The 19,671-nt window shown below is 44.5% G+C and carries 17 protein-coding genes and 1 tRNA gene; 3 read left to right on the forward strand and 15 right to left on the reverse strand.

Features of this window, described 5'->3' with window-relative positions; genetic code table 11:
- Positions 1-124: 124 nt before the first annotated feature.
- The 5 genes from ACT6R0_RS10530 to ACT6R0_RS10550 form a co-directional block, all read right to left on the reverse strand.
- Entirely contained in the window at positions 125-979 is an 855-nt protein-coding gene (locus tag ACT6R0_RS10530; RefSeq protein ID WP_444653509.1) for a class I SAM-dependent methyltransferase, read from the reverse strand.
- Positions 979-1,485 carry a hypothetical protein gene (locus tag ACT6R0_RS10535; protein WP_444653508.1) on the reverse strand — a complete coding sequence of 169 codons (507 nt, stop codon included), beginning with the start codon at positions 1,483-1,485 and terminating at the stop codon, positions 979-981. Before ACT6R0_RS10535 ends, ACT6R0_RS10530 begins: the two co-directional genes overlap by 1 nt.
- A gap of 14 nt (positions 1,486-1,499) precedes the next feature.
- On the reverse strand, positions 1,500-3,371 hold the full coding sequence (gene mnmG, locus ACT6R0_RS10540) for a tRNA uridine-5-carboxymethylaminomethyl(34) synthesis enzyme MnmG (RefSeq protein WP_444653507.1): 1,872 nt from the start codon (positions 3,369-3,371) through the stop codon (positions 1,500-1,502).
- Positions 3,372-3,472: 101 nt separating this feature from the next.
- On the reverse strand, positions 3,473-3,892 hold the full coding sequence (gene ybeY / locus ACT6R0_RS10545; protein WP_444653506.1) for an rRNA maturation RNase YbeY: 420 nt from the start codon (positions 3,890-3,892) through the stop codon (positions 3,473-3,475).
- Positions 3,879-7,253: a DUF4175 family protein gene (locus tag ACT6R0_RS10550; RefSeq protein ID WP_444653505.1), complete on the reverse strand. Its 3,375-nt coding sequence runs from the start codon at positions 7,251-7,253 to the stop codon at positions 3,879-3,881. The genes ybeY and ACT6R0_RS10550 overlap by 14 nt, the downstream gene beginning before the upstream one ends.
- A gap of 383 nt (positions 7,254-7,636) precedes the next feature.
- Between ACT6R0_RS10550 and gltX the strand changes: the two genes are divergently transcribed.
- From gltX to ACT6R0_RS10565, 3 genes are all read left to right on the forward strand, one after another.
- Positions 7,637-9,145: a glutamate--tRNA ligase gene (gltX, locus tag ACT6R0_RS10555; RefSeq protein ID WP_444653504.1), complete on the forward strand. Its 1,509-nt coding sequence runs from the start codon at positions 7,637-7,639 to the stop codon at positions 9,143-9,145.
- A 119-nt stretch (positions 9,146-9,264) separates the two neighbouring features.
- Positions 9,265-10,266 carry an SPFH domain-containing protein gene (locus tag ACT6R0_RS10560; RefSeq protein ID WP_444653503.1) on the forward strand — a complete coding sequence of 334 codons (1,002 nt, stop codon included), beginning with the start codon at positions 9,265-9,267 and terminating at the stop codon, positions 10,264-10,266.
- A gap of 114 nt (positions 10,267-10,380) precedes the next feature.
- Positions 10,381-10,680, forward strand: a complete 300-nt coding sequence (locus tag ACT6R0_RS10565; RefSeq protein ID WP_444653502.1) for an EF-hand domain-containing protein — start codon at positions 10,381-10,383, stop codon at positions 10,678-10,680.
- A gap of 69 nt (positions 10,681-10,749) precedes the next feature.
- On the opposite strand, the gene ACT6R0_RS10570 is transcribed toward ACT6R0_RS10565, so the two are convergent.
- The 10 genes from ACT6R0_RS10570 to rnr form a co-directional block, all read right to left on the reverse strand.
- Positions 10,750-10,986, reverse strand: coding sequence for a DUF6327 family protein (locus ACT6R0_RS10570; protein ID WP_444653501.1), 237 nt, complete (start codon positions 10,984-10,986; stop codon positions 10,750-10,752).
- 2 nt (positions 10,987-10,988) lie between these two features.
- Positions 10,989-11,342, reverse strand: a complete 354-nt coding sequence (locus tag ACT6R0_RS10575) for a competence protein (protein WP_444653500.1) — start codon at positions 11,340-11,342, stop codon at positions 10,989-10,991.
- Positions 11,343-11,351: 9 nt separating this feature from the next.
- Positions 11,352-11,708 (reverse strand): YtxH domain-containing protein, encoded by a 357-nt coding sequence (locus ACT6R0_RS10580; protein ID WP_444653498.1) that lies wholly within the window; start codon positions 11,706-11,708, stop codon positions 11,352-11,354.
- Between the two features lie 693 nt (positions 11,709-12,401).
- Positions 12,402-14,087: a glutamine--tRNA ligase/YqeY domain fusion protein gene (locus tag ACT6R0_RS10585; protein WP_444653497.1), complete on the reverse strand. Its 1,686-nt coding sequence runs from the start codon at positions 14,085-14,087 to the stop codon at positions 12,402-12,404.
- A 149-nt stretch (positions 14,088-14,236) separates the two neighbouring features.
- Positions 14,237-14,307 (reverse strand) — tRNA-Cys (locus ACT6R0_RS10590).
- Between the two features lie 72 nt (positions 14,308-14,379).
- Complete coding sequence (gene folB, locus ACT6R0_RS10595) at positions 14,380-14,739, reverse strand: dihydroneopterin aldolase (RefSeq protein WP_444653496.1); 360 nt, start codon at positions 14,737-14,739, stop codon at positions 14,380-14,382.
- Between the two features lie 86 nt (positions 14,740-14,825).
- Complete coding sequence (locus tag ACT6R0_RS10600; RefSeq protein ID WP_444653494.1) at positions 14,826-15,512, reverse strand: LysE family translocator; 687 nt, start codon at positions 15,510-15,512, stop codon at positions 14,826-14,828.
- Between the two features lie 222 nt (positions 15,513-15,734).
- Entirely contained in the window at positions 15,735-16,376 is a 642-nt protein-coding gene (locus ACT6R0_RS10605; protein WP_444653493.1) for a GIN domain-containing protein, read from the reverse strand.
- A gap of 198 nt (positions 16,377-16,574) precedes the next feature.
- Positions 16,575-17,249, reverse strand: coding sequence for a head GIN domain-containing protein (locus ACT6R0_RS10610; RefSeq protein ID WP_444653492.1), 675 nt, complete (start codon positions 17,247-17,249; stop codon positions 16,575-16,577).
- Positions 17,250-17,399: 150 nt separating this feature from the next.
- Positions 17,400-19,586, reverse strand: coding sequence for a ribonuclease R (rnr, locus tag ACT6R0_RS10615; RefSeq protein ID WP_444653491.1), 2,187 nt, complete (start codon positions 19,584-19,586; stop codon positions 17,400-17,402).
- Positions 19,587-19,671: the final 85 nt, after the last annotated feature.

Here is a 19,671-nt window from a genome sequence, read left to right on the forward strand (position 1 = left end):
AACCAAATAATAATAAATTATAATAATTGAAACAGGCTTTAAACAAATCGTTTTAAGCCATTTTCTCAATTATTCCCACTAGTTACACATTTATCGCTTAAAAAGGCCCTAAAATGAGCTCTATTTAATTTTTAGCGATTTTCATGACATAAATGTGAGATGAATACTCCATATTTCGTGATGCTTTACGGTTAGACTTCCATCCGGTCAAAAATCCTTTGACAAAATTCATTTTCCCGTTTTTATATTTCTCAGAAAGAAGGCTGACGTAAAAACTATCAAATTTCATTGGCAGTACCTTAATTAGTTTGATGCCCTGGCGTGCGAAAAGTTTTTCAATAGCCGTTTTTGAGAAATGCCACAAATGCCTTGGAACGTCGTAAGCTGCCCAAAATTCTCCGTAGTATTGGGCATCGTATGATCTGTAATTCGGCACCGCAATAATGATCACTCCATCGGGCTTAATGATCCTTTTCAGTTCTGAGATCTGGGCATCTACATCAGGAACGTGTTCCAATACATGCCACATGGTGATGACATCATATGACTCATCGGCAATTGCCTCTAAGCCTTCCATAAATACCACGCCCTTACTCTCTGCTATTTTTTTCGCTTTATCATTGGGCTCAATGCCTGCAATATCCCAGCCATTGGCTTTTGCTACAGCCAAAAGATCTCCGGTGCCTGCACCAATATCTAACAGTTTCCCCTTTTGTGGCTGGAAGTTCTGTATTAACTTTATTTTATCACGTAATGCCTTTTGCTTTACTGTATGGTAGATCTTTTCGAATAGCGACCTCTTTCCGTCCGTGTGTGAAATATAATCATCACTTTCGTAATAGCGCCCAAGTTTTCCGGGAGCTGGCTGAGGGTGCGTTTTAAGGAGTTCAAGGTCAGCATCGAGCAGTAGCTCAAATTCTTCTCCTGACACAGAGTGGTCCTTAACTTTGATATATGTTGTAGCGTTACTAAAATCCATTAGCTTTTATTGAATTCGTCTTTTAATCTTTCGAGGTATTTGATAGTAATGTTTTTGTACAGGGAATTATCTTCAAGGCAGTCCTCATTCATTTCACTGATCACTGATAGCGCCAAAAACCTCGCTTTGGTAAGCGTGTTCACTTCTGTCTCTGCATTGGTCACCATAAATTGCGATACATCAAAATACTTTTCAAGTTCATCATTCGTATACAACATAACTTTAAGGCGATGGCCATCTACAGTTACCCAATAAGCTATATCGGTATAATTCCCTAAATTATACTTCGTGGCAAGGAATTGCGCAAAGGGCATTTTACTTTGGTTGTTCTCAAATACGAAAGCTGTTAAACCCTTTTCCCTCCCCAACACTTCTTTGCCATTATCCATCAGTACAAAATTGTTGATCTCTACAGTATGTCTCGGCGTAATGCATGACACTGCCAATATCAGTATCAAAAACACTAAAAACCCTTTACTCGAAAGGGTTTTTATAAATCGTTTCACGTGGAACATTTTCATTATCGTCCCATGTGTATTAATAATACCGATACATCTGCAGGAGATACACCGCTTATGCGCGATGCCTGTGATATGGTAACCGGCCTGATCTTTTTCATCTTTTCACGGGCCTCGTGCGACAACGATCTTACCTTGTCATAATCAAAAGTTTCGGGGATCGCTACATCTTCAAGCCTATTCAACTTGTCGGCATTGTTCTTTTCTTTTTCGATATAGCCCGAATACTTTACCTGCACCTCTGCCTGCTCTATCATTTCAGTATCCAGTTCGTGTTCGGCAATATAATCCCTTACCTTATCGAACTTAAGCATATCTACCATTTCAATTTGCGGACGGGATAGTACTTTAAACATTTTATCCGGCTGATTTACCCCCGGAGTATCCTTGGCTTCCAGAACAGGGTTTACTTCTGCAGGGCTCACACTTGTAGTTTTAAAGAAGTTTACGAACGCATCACTTTTATCACGCTTTAGTTCCATCCTGCGCATCCTGTCTTCTTTGGCAAGGCCAATTTCGTATGACAGGGGCGTAAGCCTGAAATCGGCATTGTCCTGGCGCAGCAACGTACGGTATTCAGCACGCGAGGTGAACATCCGGTAAGGCTCTTCAGTACCTTTGGTGATCAGATCGTCTATCAGAACGCCTATATAGGCCTCGTTACGCTTCAGGATGAACGGATCTTTATCATGTACTTTCAAATGTGCATTAATACCCGCCATAAGCCCTTGCGAAGCCGCTTCTTCATAGCCCGTTGTACCGTTTATCTGGCCCGCGAAATACAATCCTTCGACCAGCTTTGTTTCAAGCGTGTGCTTCAACTGTGTTGGCGGGAAGTAGTCGTACTCTATCGCGTAACCGGGACGGAAGAACTTCACATTCTCAAATCCCGCAACCGAACGTAATGCTTTAAACTGGACATCCTCCGGCAACGAGGTAGAAAAGCCGTTCACATATACCTCTACCGTATCCCAGCCTTCCGGCTCAACGAACAACTGATGTCGGTCTTTATCGGCAAAGCGGTTGATCTTGTCTTCTATAGATGGACAGTAGCGTGGTCCAAGGCTTTTTATGCGGCCATTGAACATTGGTGAACGGTCAAAACCCTCTTTCAATATGTCATGTACTTCCTGCGACGTATACGTCATGTAACATGAACGCTGCTGTTTCAATGGCTGCGTTACGTTAGAATAAGAGAACTTATCCGGCTTATCGTCACCGGGCTGCTCCTCCATTTTAGAGTAGTCAAGCGAGCGCCCGTCTACGCGTGGCGGGGTGCCTGTTTTCATTCTTCCTGCTTCAAATCCCACACGCACGAGATCCTCGGTAATACCATAGGCAGCGCCCTCTCCTGCCCTACCACCGCCAAACTGTTTCTCCCCGATATGGATCAATCCGTTCAGGAACGTACCATTGGTCAATACAACGGCTTTCGCCTTTATCTCTATGCCCAGCGATGTACGAACACCGGCAATTTTGCCGTTCTCAATAATTAGTCCTGACACCATTTCCTGGTAAAAATCCAGGTTTGGGGTGCGCTCCAGCATCAGCCGCCATTCCTCTGCAAAACGCATCCTATCGCTCTGTGCACGGGGGCTCCACATGGCAGGCCCTTTGGACTTGTTAAGCATTTTGAACTGGATGGCTGTTTTATCCGTCACGATCCCCGAATAGCCTCCCAAAGCGTCGATCTCCCGCACGATCTGTCCTTTTGCAATGCCGCCCATAGCAGGATTGCAGGACATTTGCGCTATGTTTTGCAGGCTCATCGTCACCAGCAGGGTCTTCGACCCCATATTAGCAGCGGCGGCCGCGGCTTCGCTTCCAGCGTGCCCAGCCCCCACAACTATCACATCATATACCTCGTTGAACATTGTCTATTTCTTTCTCCTTGTTCCACGTGGAACAAGGATTGTTATATAAAATAAAAAGTATTATTGTTCCACGTGGAACAATAAATGGTACGGCAATTTAATTATAGTTCCACGTGGAACATTTCCATCTTCTCATCTTCCTTCGCACGCATTTCAAGGGCATCTTCGTCGGTCTTGTCTTTGTAACCGCAATAATGCAGTATGCCGTGGACCATTACACGGCGCAGCTCGTCCTCAAAAACCACGCCGAACTCGGCTGCATTTTCGCGGACACGCTCTACCGAAATAAAGATGTCGCCACTGATCAGGCTGCCCATCGTGTAGTCAAAACTAATGATATCGGTCAGGGTATCGTGATCGAGGAACTCAATGTTCTTCTGCAACAGGTCTTCATCGTTGCAGAAGATATAGTTGATCTCCCCTTCTTCATACTCCTCAGAGTCGATCACTTGCGATAGCCATGCTTCGTACTTTGGCTCATCGGCCAACTCAAAATCGGTCTCGTAATTAAAGCTTATCATCTTTCCTGAAATAGGTTTGCACCCTTTGATTAAAATTTGGGCGCAAAGGTAGGCTTTGCCGGTTTAATATCTCCACGCTATTTAAATATTCTTTCAGTGCCTCAGGAAGTTCCCTTGGCGCGTTACTAAAGTCTTTCTGGTTGGTCTGCGACTGGCGCTTGTTCTCCTCGCCCTGTTGCTGCATGGCTTTGTCAAGCTTCAATAGCTCGTGCTTCAGGTTTTGCATCTTCTCCATGGTTTGCTTGTTCAGGCCTTTGTTGAGCAGCTGCTTTTCAATGTCCTTCATCTGCTTCATAGCATTCTGCCCATTGCCGCCCATACCTTCCTTTTCGAGTGCTTTCTGCAACTCCTCGCGAAGGCGCTGTTGCTCTTTGTATATCTCTAAAAGCTTACCTGCATCACCTTCTCCGCCTTCACCATCGCCCTCACCCTGCTGGCCCTGGCCTTTACCTTTGCCGTCCTTATTTCCTTTTTCGCCACCGCCGGGCTCTTCACCCTCTCCTGGTTTCTTCCCTTTGCCTTTGTCCTTATCCATTCCTTCCTGCATCTTTTTGGCAAGGCCTTCCTGTTTTTTTATTATGTCCGGAAGCTGCATGCCTTCGCCCTGGCCCTGTCCCTTGCCTTGCCCTTTACCCTTGCCCTTTCCTTCGCCCATGCCCTGCAACTGCATCTGCATGCTGTTAAGTACATCGCTCAGAAAGTCGGCCAGCTTATTCGCAGAAGTAACTGCGTACTGCTGGTTCGAAACGCCCCGCGGAACAATGTTCTCGGCAAGGTCAGCCAACGCCTTGTCAACGTAGTAATGCACGTTACCCACCTCTTTGGTGATCTGTTCGGTTATCTTCGGGTTGCGCAGCGACATGGCGAACAGGCTGTCATCTACATGGCGGAACTGCTGCTTAAGGTCCTGCTGCTTTTTCAGGTATTTGGCATAAGAGGCCGAACGCCCCGTAGTCGATTTGAACTGCCCCATTACATCTTCCTGCGAGAAGGAATACGCCAACAGGTTATCTAATATCTGGCGGAGCATTTTCACGTCTTCTTCCATCTGCTCCATTTCACCGCCGGCCATGGCATCCATCATCTGGCCGCCCATCTGCTTCATTTTCTCGGCAGCCGACTTTTGTTTCGGCTTGGCTTTGGATGCTTTTTCCTTACTGTCCTTATTCTCTTTCTTCAGTTCTTCAGACGCCTTTTTCATATCCTCATCAATGCTCTTTTCCTGCTTCTCGTCGGTAGGTACATCCATAGGTTTCTTGAGGTCCTTGTTCTGTTTGTCAAGTTCGCGCATCTCTTCCTGCAGTTTATCAAACTCCTTATTGATCTCGTCCTGCTTCTGCGCATTGTTGTCCTTATCTTCCGAAAGCTTGTCCTGCTTCTCTCCCAGCTTATCCAGCTTTTCGGCGATCTGCTGGGCTTTTTTCTCTACATAGAAACGTTTCGTCAGTTCCACAAGCTGCTCCAGGTTCTTGGAGTTGTCTTTAGCATTCTGCTTGAACTTATCCATCTTATCGAACAGTTCCTCTTCCTTCAGCTTGTTGGTAAGCTCCTTCAATTCATCTAACAGCTTTTGGTTCTTCTCAGCCTCCTTCTCATTCTTTTCAAGGCGTTTCATCAGTTCTTCCTTAAACTCATCCTTCTTTTCGGGGTTGAACTGTTCCAGGTTTTCATTCAGTTTTTTCGAGAATTCCTTCATCATTTCGTCCTGCTGTTTTTGGCGATTGATGAAATCCTGCACCTTCTTCTGGTCCTTGAAGTCCATATTGGTTTTCTCCTTGCCCATTTTTTGCAGCTTATCCAGCTCGCTCATCTGCTTGTCCTGGTTCTTGATCGACTTCTCAAGGCTGTTGATGTTGCTGTTCTGCTCCTGCAATGCATTCTCCTGTTTCTCTTCCTCTGTCAGTTCCCTATGTGAGAAAACCGACGACTTGGTACTCTTATAGTTGTGTACCGCATCGTTATCGAATACTTCAAAATAGTATTCGTAGTTCACACCCTGCTTAATGTCGAGTCCTGTGGGGAACGAATAGTAAAAGCGATCCACCGGTTCCTTTTTCACGGCAAGGCTAAGGCGTTTGGCGGCGTTGGGGTTATCCTGTGGGTAATATACGATCTGCAATTTCGTCAGCCCGTAATCATCGCTCAGCTGGCCAAGCACTATATTGCGGTCCAGCTTAAGGCTATCCGGCGCGTTCTCGACACTGATGGTTGGGTACTGGTCTTTGATGGTCGTGATCTGGTATTGGAGCTTTTCGTGGTTTTTTACTTTATCATTAGAAGTAAGTATCTGGTAATCGGTATTTTGCATGATAGTTTTGGCCAAAGTAAAACCATTATCACCTGAATTGAAGGCTGTTGCCGCGCCATTGCTGTTCCATTCTATAGTTTTGGTAGCCAAAGCCTTTACCCTCCATGTTACCTTCGTGCCTTCGGGAACCACGGCATTGCCTGTTCCACGTACAACCTCAGCCTTCTTGCCCAAATAGCCCGGAAAATTAAGCACCATTTCAAAGTTGGCAATAGTAGGCACGGCGACGACCGCAAGTTCATAAGGCTGCGAGGTAACATCGTTGGCCTTCAATTGGAATTCCAGGCTCTTCGTAGGCTTTTCAAAGCGGTATTGGAACACGCCGGGTTTTACGCTCTCCAGATAATAATTTTCGTCACCAATGGTGATCATGGCATTCTCGGGCACTACTGTACCCTGCGTTTTTACCTGCAATAGGAAATCGGTGTCCTGCTGCGCCGTAAGCGAATTATTGGTCACGATAAACTCAAATGGTGCCGGCGGTGCATAATGCTTATTGTAGTTCACCACCCTGTCAAAACTCTTTGTCAGTACAGCTGAATTGCCGCTGATCATGAAGAACAAGATCAGCAGTAGCGGAATGGCCGCATAAGGGATGTATCTCAAATTCTTTTTAAGGTTTATAGCATTAGCGAAAGGTACAGGCTGGAGGCTGTTGGCTTTCTGTTCGATGGAAGCGGCCAGTAGTTCGGACTGTTGCGATTGCCCCGACAGCTGCAGGAAGTTGGTCAGCTTGTCGCTTACCTCGCTGAAGTGCGTGCCAATGATGTAAGAAGCCTGGCGGTAGTCGATACCCTTCTGCAATTTGAACAGTCTGGAAAGGGGGAACAAAATAAATCTCCCCAACAGGACCACTTCTACTCCAACGAATATCCAAAATAGCGCCGTTCGCCCTCCCTGTGGCAGCCACAGGAAATATTCCACCAGTAAGGTAAAGATGAGATACAGTAGCCCGAGGCCAATAAAAAAGATCGTTCCACGTAAAAGTTCGTTGGTATAGTACTTTTTAATGAAAGCTTCAAGCTTGGCATATATGATGTTTTTTGTTTCCAAAATGTTGACAATTGTTAATAACCGATAAAAATACAAATTCCGCTGGATAAGTAACGTTAAAAATGTTATTGTATGATATGGGGAGAGATCATTAGTACCGATAGTTATCAGAATGATTATTAGATCGTTATATTTTGAAAGGATTATTTCGGAAAGAAACACAAAGAAGGCGCAAAGATTCGCGAAGGTTTTCGTTGTTGATAACTCTTATGAAGACCTCACCCCCCGCCCTCTCCAAAGGAGAGGGTGACGTGGCGTAACACTCATACGCAATCACGAATTAATAATAATTAGTCAGGCTACTACCTTTATGACTTTGCAACTTTGAGACTTTACAACTTTACCACTTCTTTCCCCTATCTTTGCCCCCAAAATTATAACCAATGCCAAAGCAAGTCCGTGTGCGTTTTGCGCCAAGCCCGACCGGGCCATTACACATAGGCGGTGTCAGGACCGCCCTTTTCAATTACCTGTTCGCCAAGAAGCATGGCGGCGTTTTCTATTTGCGAATTGAGGATACCGACCAGAACCGTTTTGTTCCGGGAGCCGAAGAATATATCATCGAAGCCCTTAACTGGCTGGGCATACCGTTTGATGAAGGCGTTGGCAAGGAAGGCAAGTTCGGGCCGTACCGCCAAAGCGAAAGGAAAGCGATATACAATGCCTACGCAGATGAACTGATCAACTCCGGATGGGCCTACTATGCGTTTGATACCCCGGAAGCGCTGGACGAACTCCGCAAGCAGGATGAAGCCGAGGGAAAGACGTTCATATACAATCATACCAACAGGGAAAAGCTGGACACTTCACTTGTCATTTCAAAAGAAGAAGTCCAAAAGCGCATTGATGCCGGAGAGCATTACGTGATCCGCTTTAAAACACCTGTAAACGAAACACTGCACCTTAAGGACATCATCCGTGGCGATATAAAGTTCGATACCAACCTGCTTGACGATAAAGTATTGTTCAAGAGCGACGGCATGCCTACCTACCACCTGGCCAATATCGTAGATGACCACCTGATGGAAACCACCCACGTGATCCGTGGCGAGGAATGGCTACCCTCAATGCCGCTACACGAATTGCTATACAAAGCATTCGGTTGGGAGGCACCACAGTTCGCGCATCTTCCACTGATACTGAAACCTGTGGGCAACGGAAAGCTCTCTAAGCGCGATGGCGACAAGCTGGGCTTCCCGGTATTCCCGTTAGAATGGAAAAACCCCGACGGTACTACATCTTCAGGCTACAGGGAAAACGGTTTCCTTCCGGAAGCGGTCATCAACTTCCTGGCACTGCTGGGCTGGAACCCGGGCACCGACCAGGAGCTGTTCACGCTTGACGAACTGGTACACCTTTTTGATTTGGAGCGTGTGCATAAGGCCGGCGCCAAATTCGACCCGGAGAAGAACAAGTGGTTCAACCACCAGTATTTCGGCAGGCAGGATAACGAGGTTTTGGCAAAGCAATTGTCACACGTACTGTTGGAAAAAGGCATCAATAGGCCGATAGAATATACTACAGAAGTTGTAGGATTGGTAAAGGAGCGTGCTTCTTTTGCAAGTGAACTTTGGGACCTGACCGATTATTTCTTTGAAGCGCCGTCATCATACGATGAAAAGGCCGTGAAGAACTGGAAACCAGAGACGGCAGAAATTATGGAACAGCTTATCAACGTTATTGAAAACACGCTGGACTTCTCCTCTGCCAATGTAGAGGCTGTTACAAAGGCCTGGATGGAAGAGAACGGCATTGGTATGGGCAAGGTGATGCAGCCGCTGCGTTTAAGCCTTGTAGGCGCCATGAAGGGCCCACACCTGTTTGACATCATATCTTTGATAGGGAAAGAAGAGGCGATCGCAAGGATCAAAAAGGCGATAGGAACATTATAGAACTTGCAAGGTAACGTGATACCTGTAGGTTTAACAACAGTAAAGCTTTCCTTCGGGAAGGCTTTTTTATTTCCCTAAAATTCCATATCTTACCAAAAATCAATAAAAACAAACAGATCATGGAAAACATTTTTTTGTATGTGTTGCTGTTTTTTGCAGTAGTCATTTTTCTCTCATCATTCTTTACCGTTAAGCAGCAAACCTCGGTTATCGTGGAACGCTTTGGTAAGTTCCACAGCATCCGCCACGCAGGGTTACAGTTAAAGATACCTATCATCGACCGCATTGCCGGAAGGGTGAACCTCAAGATACAGCAGCTCGACGTGATCATCGAGACCAAGACCAAGGAGAACGTATTCGTGAAAATGAAGGTATCGGTGCAGTTCAAGGTGATACAGGAAAAAGTGTACGATGCCTTCTACAAACTCGAATTCCCGCATGACCAGATCACTTCTTATGTTTTTGACGTAGTGCGTGCCGAAGTACCAAAGCTGAAACTGGATGATGTATTCGAGCGCAAGGATGACATTGCCGTTGCAGTGAAACGCGAACTGAACGAAGCTATGTCAGGCTACGGCTATGACATCATTAATACGCTGATCACCGATATCGACCCGGATCCCCAGGTAAAACATGCCATGAACCGCATCAACGCCGCTGACAGGGAAAAATCGGCTGCAGAATATGAGGCCGAGGCACAACGCATTCGTATCGTAGCCAAGGCAAAAGCAGAAGCGGAAAGCAAAAGGCTGCAGGGACAGGGTATCGCCGACCAGCGCCGTGAAATTGCCCGTGGACTGGTAGAAAGTGTAGATGTGCTCAACAAAGTAGGCATCAACTCTCAGGAAGCTTCTGCGCTTATCGTAGTAACACAGCATTATGATACGCTACAGGCCATAGGCAGCGATACCAACTCCAACCTTATCCTGCTACCCAACTCGCCACAGGCCGGCAGCGACATGCTCAACAATATGGTAGCATCATTCACCGCCTCCAATCAGGTGGGAGAAGCCATAAAGCAAGGCAGTAAAAAACGGGAAAAGCGTGAACAGGAAGAACGCAGGAGTACATGGCAGCAGCCTCCAACCGCAGAAACACCTGATGAAGCCCCAACAGAATAATTTTAGAAGCCGCTGAGAGATCAGCGGTTTTTTTGCTACTTTTAGTTAAATTATTAACTTGCATTAAACCAAACAACTATAGAGAAGTCTAACCTCATATCAAAATATCAAATTATGAAAATGAAGTTTTTAGGACTGATGATGCTTGCAGCATTGTTTACCACAGCAGGTGCTGTTGCACAGGAAAAAGAAAAAGTTCGTGAAGGGAAAGGAAATGGCGAAATGTTCGCTAAGCTGGATACCGACAATGATGGGAAAATAAGTCTGGCGGAAGCAGACAAAGCGCCTAAAGGAAAACTTAAGGAGAACTTTGCCGCCATTGATACCAACAAGGATTCTTATCTCGATAAAGATGAGCTTAAAGCCTACCGCGAGCAAAAGCGCAAGGAAAGGCAAGGCAAAGGCAGGAAATAATAAAACCTGCCGGTAAATAAAAAGCCGCTGATGTAATGTCAGCGGCTTTCTCTTCATTGTCCTCCCCCATTAAAATACTTTCTTGAATAACCATGTTAGCGCTGCACTCTTCAGCGGCCCCGATAATAGTCCGAGTATCCCCAATACCTGTCTTGGCTTTTCGCCGATCAGGTTCATGGGTGTAAGGCTGTCTTTTGTTTCCTCAAGGTCTTTCATAAACCTTGCATAAGCAAGGTCCTTCTCTACTTTAAGGATCTCAAGGTCCCTGTTGATCTCGTCGTATGAGCTGTATACCGTCGTATTCATGGTTAGTACTTTTTTAAGAATATCTTTGAAAAGCGCGACAGCATCGGGCCTTCCACGATCTTATCCTGAACATAATACACTACAATGGCCATTATCAGGTATATAAGGCCTACTATAAGGAAGCCCCAGGCAAAATTATCAAGCCAATACCCAATGCCCAAAGCGGCGGCAATGGAAAAGAAGACCGTAACGATCATCAGCATGACGGCAAGCAGGAAAAGCTTGAGCATCATGGTGGTCGACTTCATGAGTATCTTAAAGCCCCACAGCTTGTAGTACTTTAAGTTAGCGTCTATTACACGCTTTGCCTCATTTTTAAGGTCTTCCACATTATCCTTTACATCTTCTAATGCCATAGTACGTTATTAATTATTTCCTCCTGCAGCGTTACCGTTCGTGCCGGCTGCTGCAGCTTTACTGCTTTTCAATTCGTCCAGTTTCCTTTCAAGGGCATCGATGATCTCATCTTTCTTGCTCTCAACATTTGTTACCAGGTTGTCAAGCGTGCCCTGTAGGTCCTGCTTCGCGCCACCAAATTTGCTTTTTACGGTTTCAGTAAGTTCGCTCAACTTGTCTTTGATCTCATCGGCTTTCGAACCAACGCCGTCTTTGATCTTCCTTCTTGTCTTAGAACCCTCGTCCGGGGCAAACAAAATTCCCAACGCTGCTCCTACTGCCGCACCTGCAAGCACGGCTACTATTGTTCCTGTTTTACCAGCCATAATCTTTTATTTTTTGAATTAATAATTTCTTTTCATAAAGATACGGCAAATAAAATTTTGTAGGATGTTAATGTGTAGTTAATTGAACGCTAAAGTATGTGAAAACTAAAAATAAGGCGATTTAAAGCTGTTTTACAACCGCCAATAAGGATTTGGGTTTCTTACAAAAATTATTGCAGGAGGATCAGTTTATGGAGGCTGTTTTCAATAGATTAAATTTATCAGTACTTAATTATTATCAGAATTGTAAATAATAATTGAAATTGATCTGATATTGAAGTAGGATCGATAATTATTATTCAGAGCTGAACAGGCATAAATAAAAAAACCGATAGCTGTTAACTATCGGTTTCATCTAAAGATACGGCAAATAAAATTTTGTAGGATGTTAATGTGTAGTTAATTGAACGCTAAAGTATGTGAAAACTAAAAATAAGGCGATTTAAAGCTGTTTTACAACTGCCAATAAGGATTTGGGTTTCTTACAAAAATTATTGTAGGAGGATCAGTTTATGGAGGCTGTTTTCAATAGATTAAATTTATCGATACTTAATTGTGATCAGAATTGTAAATAATAATTGGAATTGATCTGATATTGAAATAAAATCGATAATTATTATTATTCAGACGTAACAGGCATGAATAAAAAAACCGATAGCAGTTAACTATCGGTTTCATCTACTGTATGTAAAATTATTCTTTACTTTCAAGTTTTGCCCACGTGTCCCTAAGCCCGACCGTTTTATTGAAAACGATCTTCTCGGCATTCGTATCCGGGTCAACGCAGAAGTATCCTAATCTTTGGAACTGGTACCGCTCCCCTGCTTCGGCACTTTTAAGGCTTGGCTCAAGGTAACCGGTAATAACTTCCAATGAATTAGGGTTAATGAACGTCTTAAAATCAACATCTTTATCACCATCAGGCGCTTCGTTGCTGAAAAGCCTGTCGTATACCCTCACTTCGGCAGTAACGGCATGCTGTATCGATACCCAGTGAATAGTTCCTTTTATTTTACGCATGCTGGCCTCGCTGCCACTTCCGCTGCGGCTGTCAGCATCATAGGTACAATGTATTTCTGTAATATTTCCGTCAGCATCTTTAACAACACTTTCCCCTTTAATGATGTACGCATTCTTAAGGCGTACTTCTTTGCCTAAAGTAAGGCGGAAATACTTACTGTTGGCATTCTCCATAAAGTCCTCGCGCTCAATGTACAATTCTCTCGAGAAAGGTACTTCACGGAAGCCTGCACTTTCGTCCTCCGGATTGTTCTCGGCCTCAAGCCATTCCTCCTGTCCTTCAGGGTAATTGGTAATTACAAGCTTTACCGGGTCAAGCACTGCCATTACACGCGGTGCGGTCTTGTTCAGTTCTTCCCTCACACAGAATTCAAGCAGCGATACATCTATAAGGTTGGTACGCTTCGCTATGCCTATGGTATCAGCAAAATTACGAATGGCCATTGGCGGGTAGCCCCTCCTACGCATACCCGAAATGGTGCTCATCCTTGGATCGTCCCAGCCGGTTACGTGGTTCTCGTTCACCAGTTGTAAAAGTTTCCTTTTGCTCACAACGGTGTGGCTCAGGTTACGGCGGGCAAATTCGCGCTGTTTAGGACGCACTTTGGTACTGTCATATATCTGGTCAAGGAACCAGTCGTAAAGCTCCCTGTGCGGCAGGAATTCCAGCGTACACAGTGAGTGTGATATTTGTTCGAGGTAGTCGCTTTCACCATGGGCCCAGTCGTACATCGGGTATATGCACCAGTTGTCGGCGGTGCGGTGGTGATGCGCGTGGAGTATGCGGTACATGATCGGGTCGCGCATGAGCATATTAGTCGACTGCATGTCGATCTTAGCTCTAAGGATATGGGTGCCTTCAGGAAATTCGCCATTTTTCATGCGTTCAAAAAGCTCGAGGTTCTCTTCTACCGAACGGTTCCTGTATGGGCCTTCTACCCCAGGTTGTGTAGGTGATCCTTTTTGCCTTGCCATCTCTTCAGACGACTGGCTGTCAACATACGCCACACCTTTTTTAATGAACTCCACGGCCCAGTCATACAGCTCCTGAAAATAGTCTGACGCATAACGCTCCTCAGCCCATTCATAGCCCAGCCATTGTACGTCTTTCTTTATAGCGTCCACATATTCCTGTTCTTCCTTGGCAGGGTTGGTATCGTCAAAACGCAGGTTTACCGGTGCATTGTACTTTAGCCCCAGTCCAAAGTTCAGGCAAATGGCGCTTGCGTGGCCTACATGCAGGTAACCATTAGGCTCCGGTGGGAAGCGGAAACGCAGCTTATCGTTGGGCAGTCCGTTAGTTAAATCCTCTTCAATGATATGCTCTATGAAATTGAGCGACCTTTCTTCAGTTGACATAGTTTTCTTGTATGAAGTGCAAATGTAATTAAATAGTTGCAAAGTGACAGAATAGCAGAGTTGCAAAGTTTGGGAAGAGGCCCAGGGTTTGAAGTTGTGTTAAATCCCTGAAAAAACAAAAAAAGCTGCCTTTACAGACAGCTTTTATGAGGCATCTAGCGGATTCGAACCGCTGTAGCAGGTTTTGCAGACCTGTGCCTAGCCACTCGGCCAAGATGCCATAAATATGGATGGCAAATTTACATATATTTTGCACTAACGCAAGAAAAAACGATATAAAGTGCAATAAAAATCAGGTGCGGTATTCTTCCAGTTGAATTGTTACGGACTCTACATCACCACCAATGGGAGGGTTAAGCTTTGAAACTGAAAGCACTATCCTCGAAACTTCGGGCAATTCGCTAAAAATTCGTTTGACTATGCGCTGTGCCACATGCTCCAGGAGCCTGGAACGAATAGCCATTTCTTCCACTACAATTTTGTTCAGTTGTACATAATCCACCGTGTCGGCCAGTTCATCGGTTTCCATGGATCTGCGGAGGTCAGCCTTGATCTCGAGGTCAACGCGGTAATCAGAGCCTATTTTGCTTTCTTCTACAAGGCAGCCGTGGTAAGAAAAGGTGCGGATATTCTGGAGTTTTATGGTGCCCATTTATTATTATTCTTAGTTTTTTAAAGTGTAATTCTACAAGTTATAACCACTGAATTTTTCAGGAAAGAGTGAAGCTCGATCTGAAATTACTCCGCTGCCGACTGGTTCTCAAACTGCTCGATCATCTTTGTGCTTTCCTTCGGGAACCATCCCTGTACCAACAGTGCAAGGCCAAAAACCATTAGTATGATACTTATACCCTTCTTGATCTTAGCAATATTTTGCGAAGTTAGCTTATTGCGAAGCTGCTTGGCCAACATTATCTTGCCGAGGTCGATCATAAAATAAGTGCCGATCACTGATGTAAAGAAAATAAACATCCGTGAGGGCTTCAGGTCAAGCTGCGGCCCCCAGGTAATGATGATCGCGAGCCAAAAGCCCAATACACCAATATTGATGAAATTTAGCAGGAAACCTTTTGCGAACAGGCTGAAATAATCTTTTTTAATGATGTCGCGGGAAGCATCGTCTATCAGTTCGTTCTTTGATGTTTTCCTGATCTTAAAGAAAGAAATAAGCCCGTAAGTAAGCATTATAAGCCCGCCGAAAATGAAAAGGGCCGGTTCATCCTTGATCTTTTCAAGCAATTTGTAGCTGCTGAAATAAGCAATGAGGATAAAAACAATGTCGGAAGTTATGGCACCAAGGTCAAATGCAATGGCCGACCTAAAGCCCTTAACGACACTGGTTTCCAATAATACAAAAAATACAGCGCCGGGCATGACACTCAGGAAAAAGCCAAGCGGGATAGCGCTGAAAATGTCCTCTAACATTAAATCTTGATTAAGAAGGCAAGTTACAATTTTAAATTTTTAAATAAAAACAGTTATTTTTTAGTTAACCGGATAATACAGATCCGGATAAATTTATAGGAATGATCGCTAACCCGCATGAGTGAAGCTGAACACTTAAACTTAAGAGAGGTGCCGGTGTGAAACCAAACAAAAAACCCGGAAACACATCACTTCCGGGCTCTTTACAACTCCTATTAAATTCTATTTCACCAGTGTTATTTTTGCGTCAGACCCTTTAGTTTCCTTTACATTCTTTGGGTTGCCATATATGGTCAACTGCCCGTCAGATGCTACTACTGCGCTTACTTCGCCCTTTGCATTGATCATTACTTGTGCATCAGAGGCCATGGTAACTAAAACATCCTGAGATTCTAATTCCTTAGCATCAAGCTGCACATCCGACCCAACAGTGAACTTTGCATTAGCCGACTTTCCCTTGAGCGCGATCTGCGCATCAGAGCCTGCTGTTACACTTAGCTCACTTACATTAAAGCTTACAGCCACTTTACTGTCCGATCCGGTAGCCAGCGTGAACGTTTTACTTTTTATTTCGTCCTTACCAACCACTTTTACGTCAGATCCTACTGTAAGGCTTTCTAATGCATCTTTATAATAAAGGGTTGCCGTACCATCTCCCTCGAGGTAGAGCGAACCGTTATCGTATTTAATATCGCCCGGTTCTGACCCTTCCCCGAAAACAACTTTGTTTTGGGAATCTTTTACAAGGGTTACCGCAAGATCGCCTTTTATAGCTATCCTTTTCAATTCTTTAAACTCCTGTGTGTGCTGGGCAAGGGCTAACTGGCATAGGGCAACTGCCGCAATAGCAAATAATGTTTTCATAATGTAGGTTTTAGATGAATGATCGTATTCATGCTAAAGACTTTGTAGTATTTTGAAATGTTACAGTTCCCGTAAAAATTTCACAGATCGAACTTCATCATGTTGGAGATCAGTGAAAACCTTTATAGTATTTTGCAAAAAAAGATCCCGGGGAAAAAAATTGCTCTCCCCGGGATCTCATTAAAGTGTATTACGAAATTATCCTTTTACGATCTTTATCCTGCCGCCGGCAAATTCTTTTTGGTCCACCTGCTTAGGATTTCCATAAATGTTGATGTCCCCTCCTGCCCTGGTCTTTGCATCCACATATTCGGTCGCATAAATATCGGCTTCGCCACCTGCATTAATGGTAATGGCAGTCTGTTTTGTCTCAAGGTCCCTCATATGTAAAATACCACCGGAAGTCACTACCGAATCATGGTTTCCGGCTGTACCGGAAATGTTCAATATACCGCCCGAATTTGCTTTCGACTTCAACTTTTGCACATCAAGGTTCAGTTTTATTTCAGCACCTTCTTTAGCATTTACCTCAAAAGCGGTAGCCGAAAAAGTTTCCTGCGATGCTATCCTGGCACCTTCACTGGCCTCTACCTGACTGATCTTTCCTGTATAATATACGGTCACGCTAACATCATCGCCTTTCAGAAGCTTGGCCAGCTTCATGCGAATTTTCAGTTCATCATTCTTGGTCACTACTTCTACATCATCCTTACGGGAACCATTGATAATTACCTCATTCTTATCAGATCTGATAAGGGTTACATCGATCTGGTCAAAGGCCTTGATGGTAGTGAACTGCCCTATAGTCTTGGCTACTTGGGCCGTAAGGATTTGCCCTAACCCTAAAAATGCGATCACAATAAACTTTTTCATACTCTTTGTTTTTGAATAGGTTCTCTAAATTTCTAATAAAGACTCAAAAAGCAAGCCAGTGTTACAGTTTTGGTTTTTTTACACCAAACACACCCGTTCTTTTTCAGGAAGAGGTGCGTCATAAAATGAGATTAAATTTTAAAACAGGATCTATTCGTCCCCTTTCTTTTTCAAGAAAGTAAAATCAAGCTGTTTTTTTACCAGGTCGGCATTCTTTACTTTAACGTATACCTCGTCGCCCAGCTGGATAATGTTATTCGTCACCTGCCCTACCAGCGCATATTGCTTTTCATCAAAGGTGTAGTAATCGTCCCTTATTTCGCGGATGCGGCACATGCCTTCACATTTGTTGGAAACGATCTCCACATAGATCCCCCATTCTGTCACACCTGAAACCACACCCAGGAATTCCTCGTCCTTGTGGTCAAGCATGTATTTCACCTGCATATACTTAATGCTGTCGCGCTCGGCTTGTGCCGCCAGGTATTCCATGTTAGATGTATGGTTACACATAACTTCATAAGCCTCCTCGTCTACAGATTTGCCGCCATCAAGGTAAAACTGCAGCAATCTGTGCGCCATCACATCCGGATAACGGCGTATGGGCGATGTAAAATGCGAATAGTGATCGAATGCCAGGCCGTAATGCCCAATGTTCTGGGTGGAATATTTAGCCTTGCTCATGCTTCGGATCGCAAGGGTATCTACAAGGTTCTGCTCTTTTTTGCCTTGTACATCCTGCAAGAGCGTATTTAGCGATTTTGAGATAAGGCTCTTCGATTTGAAGTTGATGCTATAGCCGAATTTAGAGATCACGGTTTGTAACGCGATCAGCTTGTCCTCATTAGGTTCTTCGTGGATACGGTATACGAATGTTTTCTTTTGCTTGCCAATGAATTCCGCAACCTTCCTGTTCGCTAAAAGCATGAATTCCTCGATCAGATGGTTAGAGTCTTTAGCCTCCTTAAAATAAACACCGGTAGGCTCTGCCTGTTCGTTAAGGTGGAATTTTACTTCTACCTTATCGAAAGAGATCGCACCGGCAGCCATCCGCTTCCTGCGCATGATCTTGGCCAGCTGGTCCATTTTAAGCGTTGCATTTCGAATATCTTCGCTTACGGTATAGGTTTCCCCTGTCAGCGATATTTCGGCCGGTATGGTCGCGCTTTGCGTCTCTATCATGTATTGTGCCTCTTCGTAGGCAAAACGCTGGTCAGAATAAATCACTGTACGCCCGAACCACTGGTTCACCACATCTGCCTTTTCATTGATCTCAAACACTGCAGAGAACGTGTATTTTTCCTCATGCGGCCGTAAAGAACATGCAAAGTTAGACAATACTTCGGGAAGCATGGGTACTACCCTATCTACCAGGTAGACAGATGTGGCACGCTGATACGCTTCGGCATCCAGTATCGTCCCTTCCTGCAAATAGTAGGAAACATCGGCAATATGTATGCCTATTTCATAGTTGCCGTTATCGAGCTTTTCGAATGATAATGCATCATCAAAGTCTTTCGCGTCCTTAGGGTCAATGGTAAAGGTCAGTGTTTTGCGCATGTCCCTTCTGCGGGCAATTTCATCTTCGTGTATATCGGTATCCAGTTTTTGCGCGAATATTTCCACATCAACAGGGAAATCGTATGGCAATCCGTATTCCGCCAATATAGCATGGATCTCAGTATTGTGTTCACCCGGCTTGCCCAGTACCTTGATCACTTCCCCAAAAGGGCTGTCGGCTTTCGCAGGCCAGTCTTCCATTTTCACGAGTACAACATCGCCGTTCTCAGCTTCACCCAACTTGTTCTTCGGGATAAAAATGTCAGTATACATTTTAGCGTTGGCTGTAGAGACGAATGCAAAATTCTTCTGTATATCGATCACACCAACGAATTCGGTCTTGTGGCGCTCCAGTATCTCTACCACTTCACCTTCGGGCCTGCGGCCTCTCCTGCGGTTGTATATGTATACTTTTACCTTGTCTTTATCCAGGGCTTTGTTCAGGTTGTTCGTTGGTATAAATACATCATCCTCAATCTCGGGCGATACAAAATAAGCCGTTTTCCTGCTTGTCATGTCAATGGTCCCCTCTACATAGTCCGCTTTTGCGATCACTTTGTACTTGCCGCGGTCGGTTTCCTCTATCTGCTCCTGGGATGCCAGTATCTTCAGTTCCTTTATAATTTCATTCCTGCTCTTGGTGTCGTCCAGTTCCAATACCGCCGCGATCTGCTTGTAGTTATACGATCTGTTAGGGTCTTTTGCAAGGATCTTGTAGATCTTCCTCGAAAAATCCTTTTCCTTTTTTGGCGACGGTTTTCCGTTCTTCTTAGTCATAATTTTCTTAAATAATGCAGGAAAATTACGAATAACAATCAGATAAGCGCTTACCTTTAATGAAATAATAACTTTTAAATATGTA

This window comes from Flavobacterium sp., assembly GCF_052437795.1.
In the GTDB taxonomy this organism is placed as follows: Bacteria; Bacteroidota; Bacteroidia; order Flavobacteriales; family Flavobacteriaceae; genus Flavobacterium.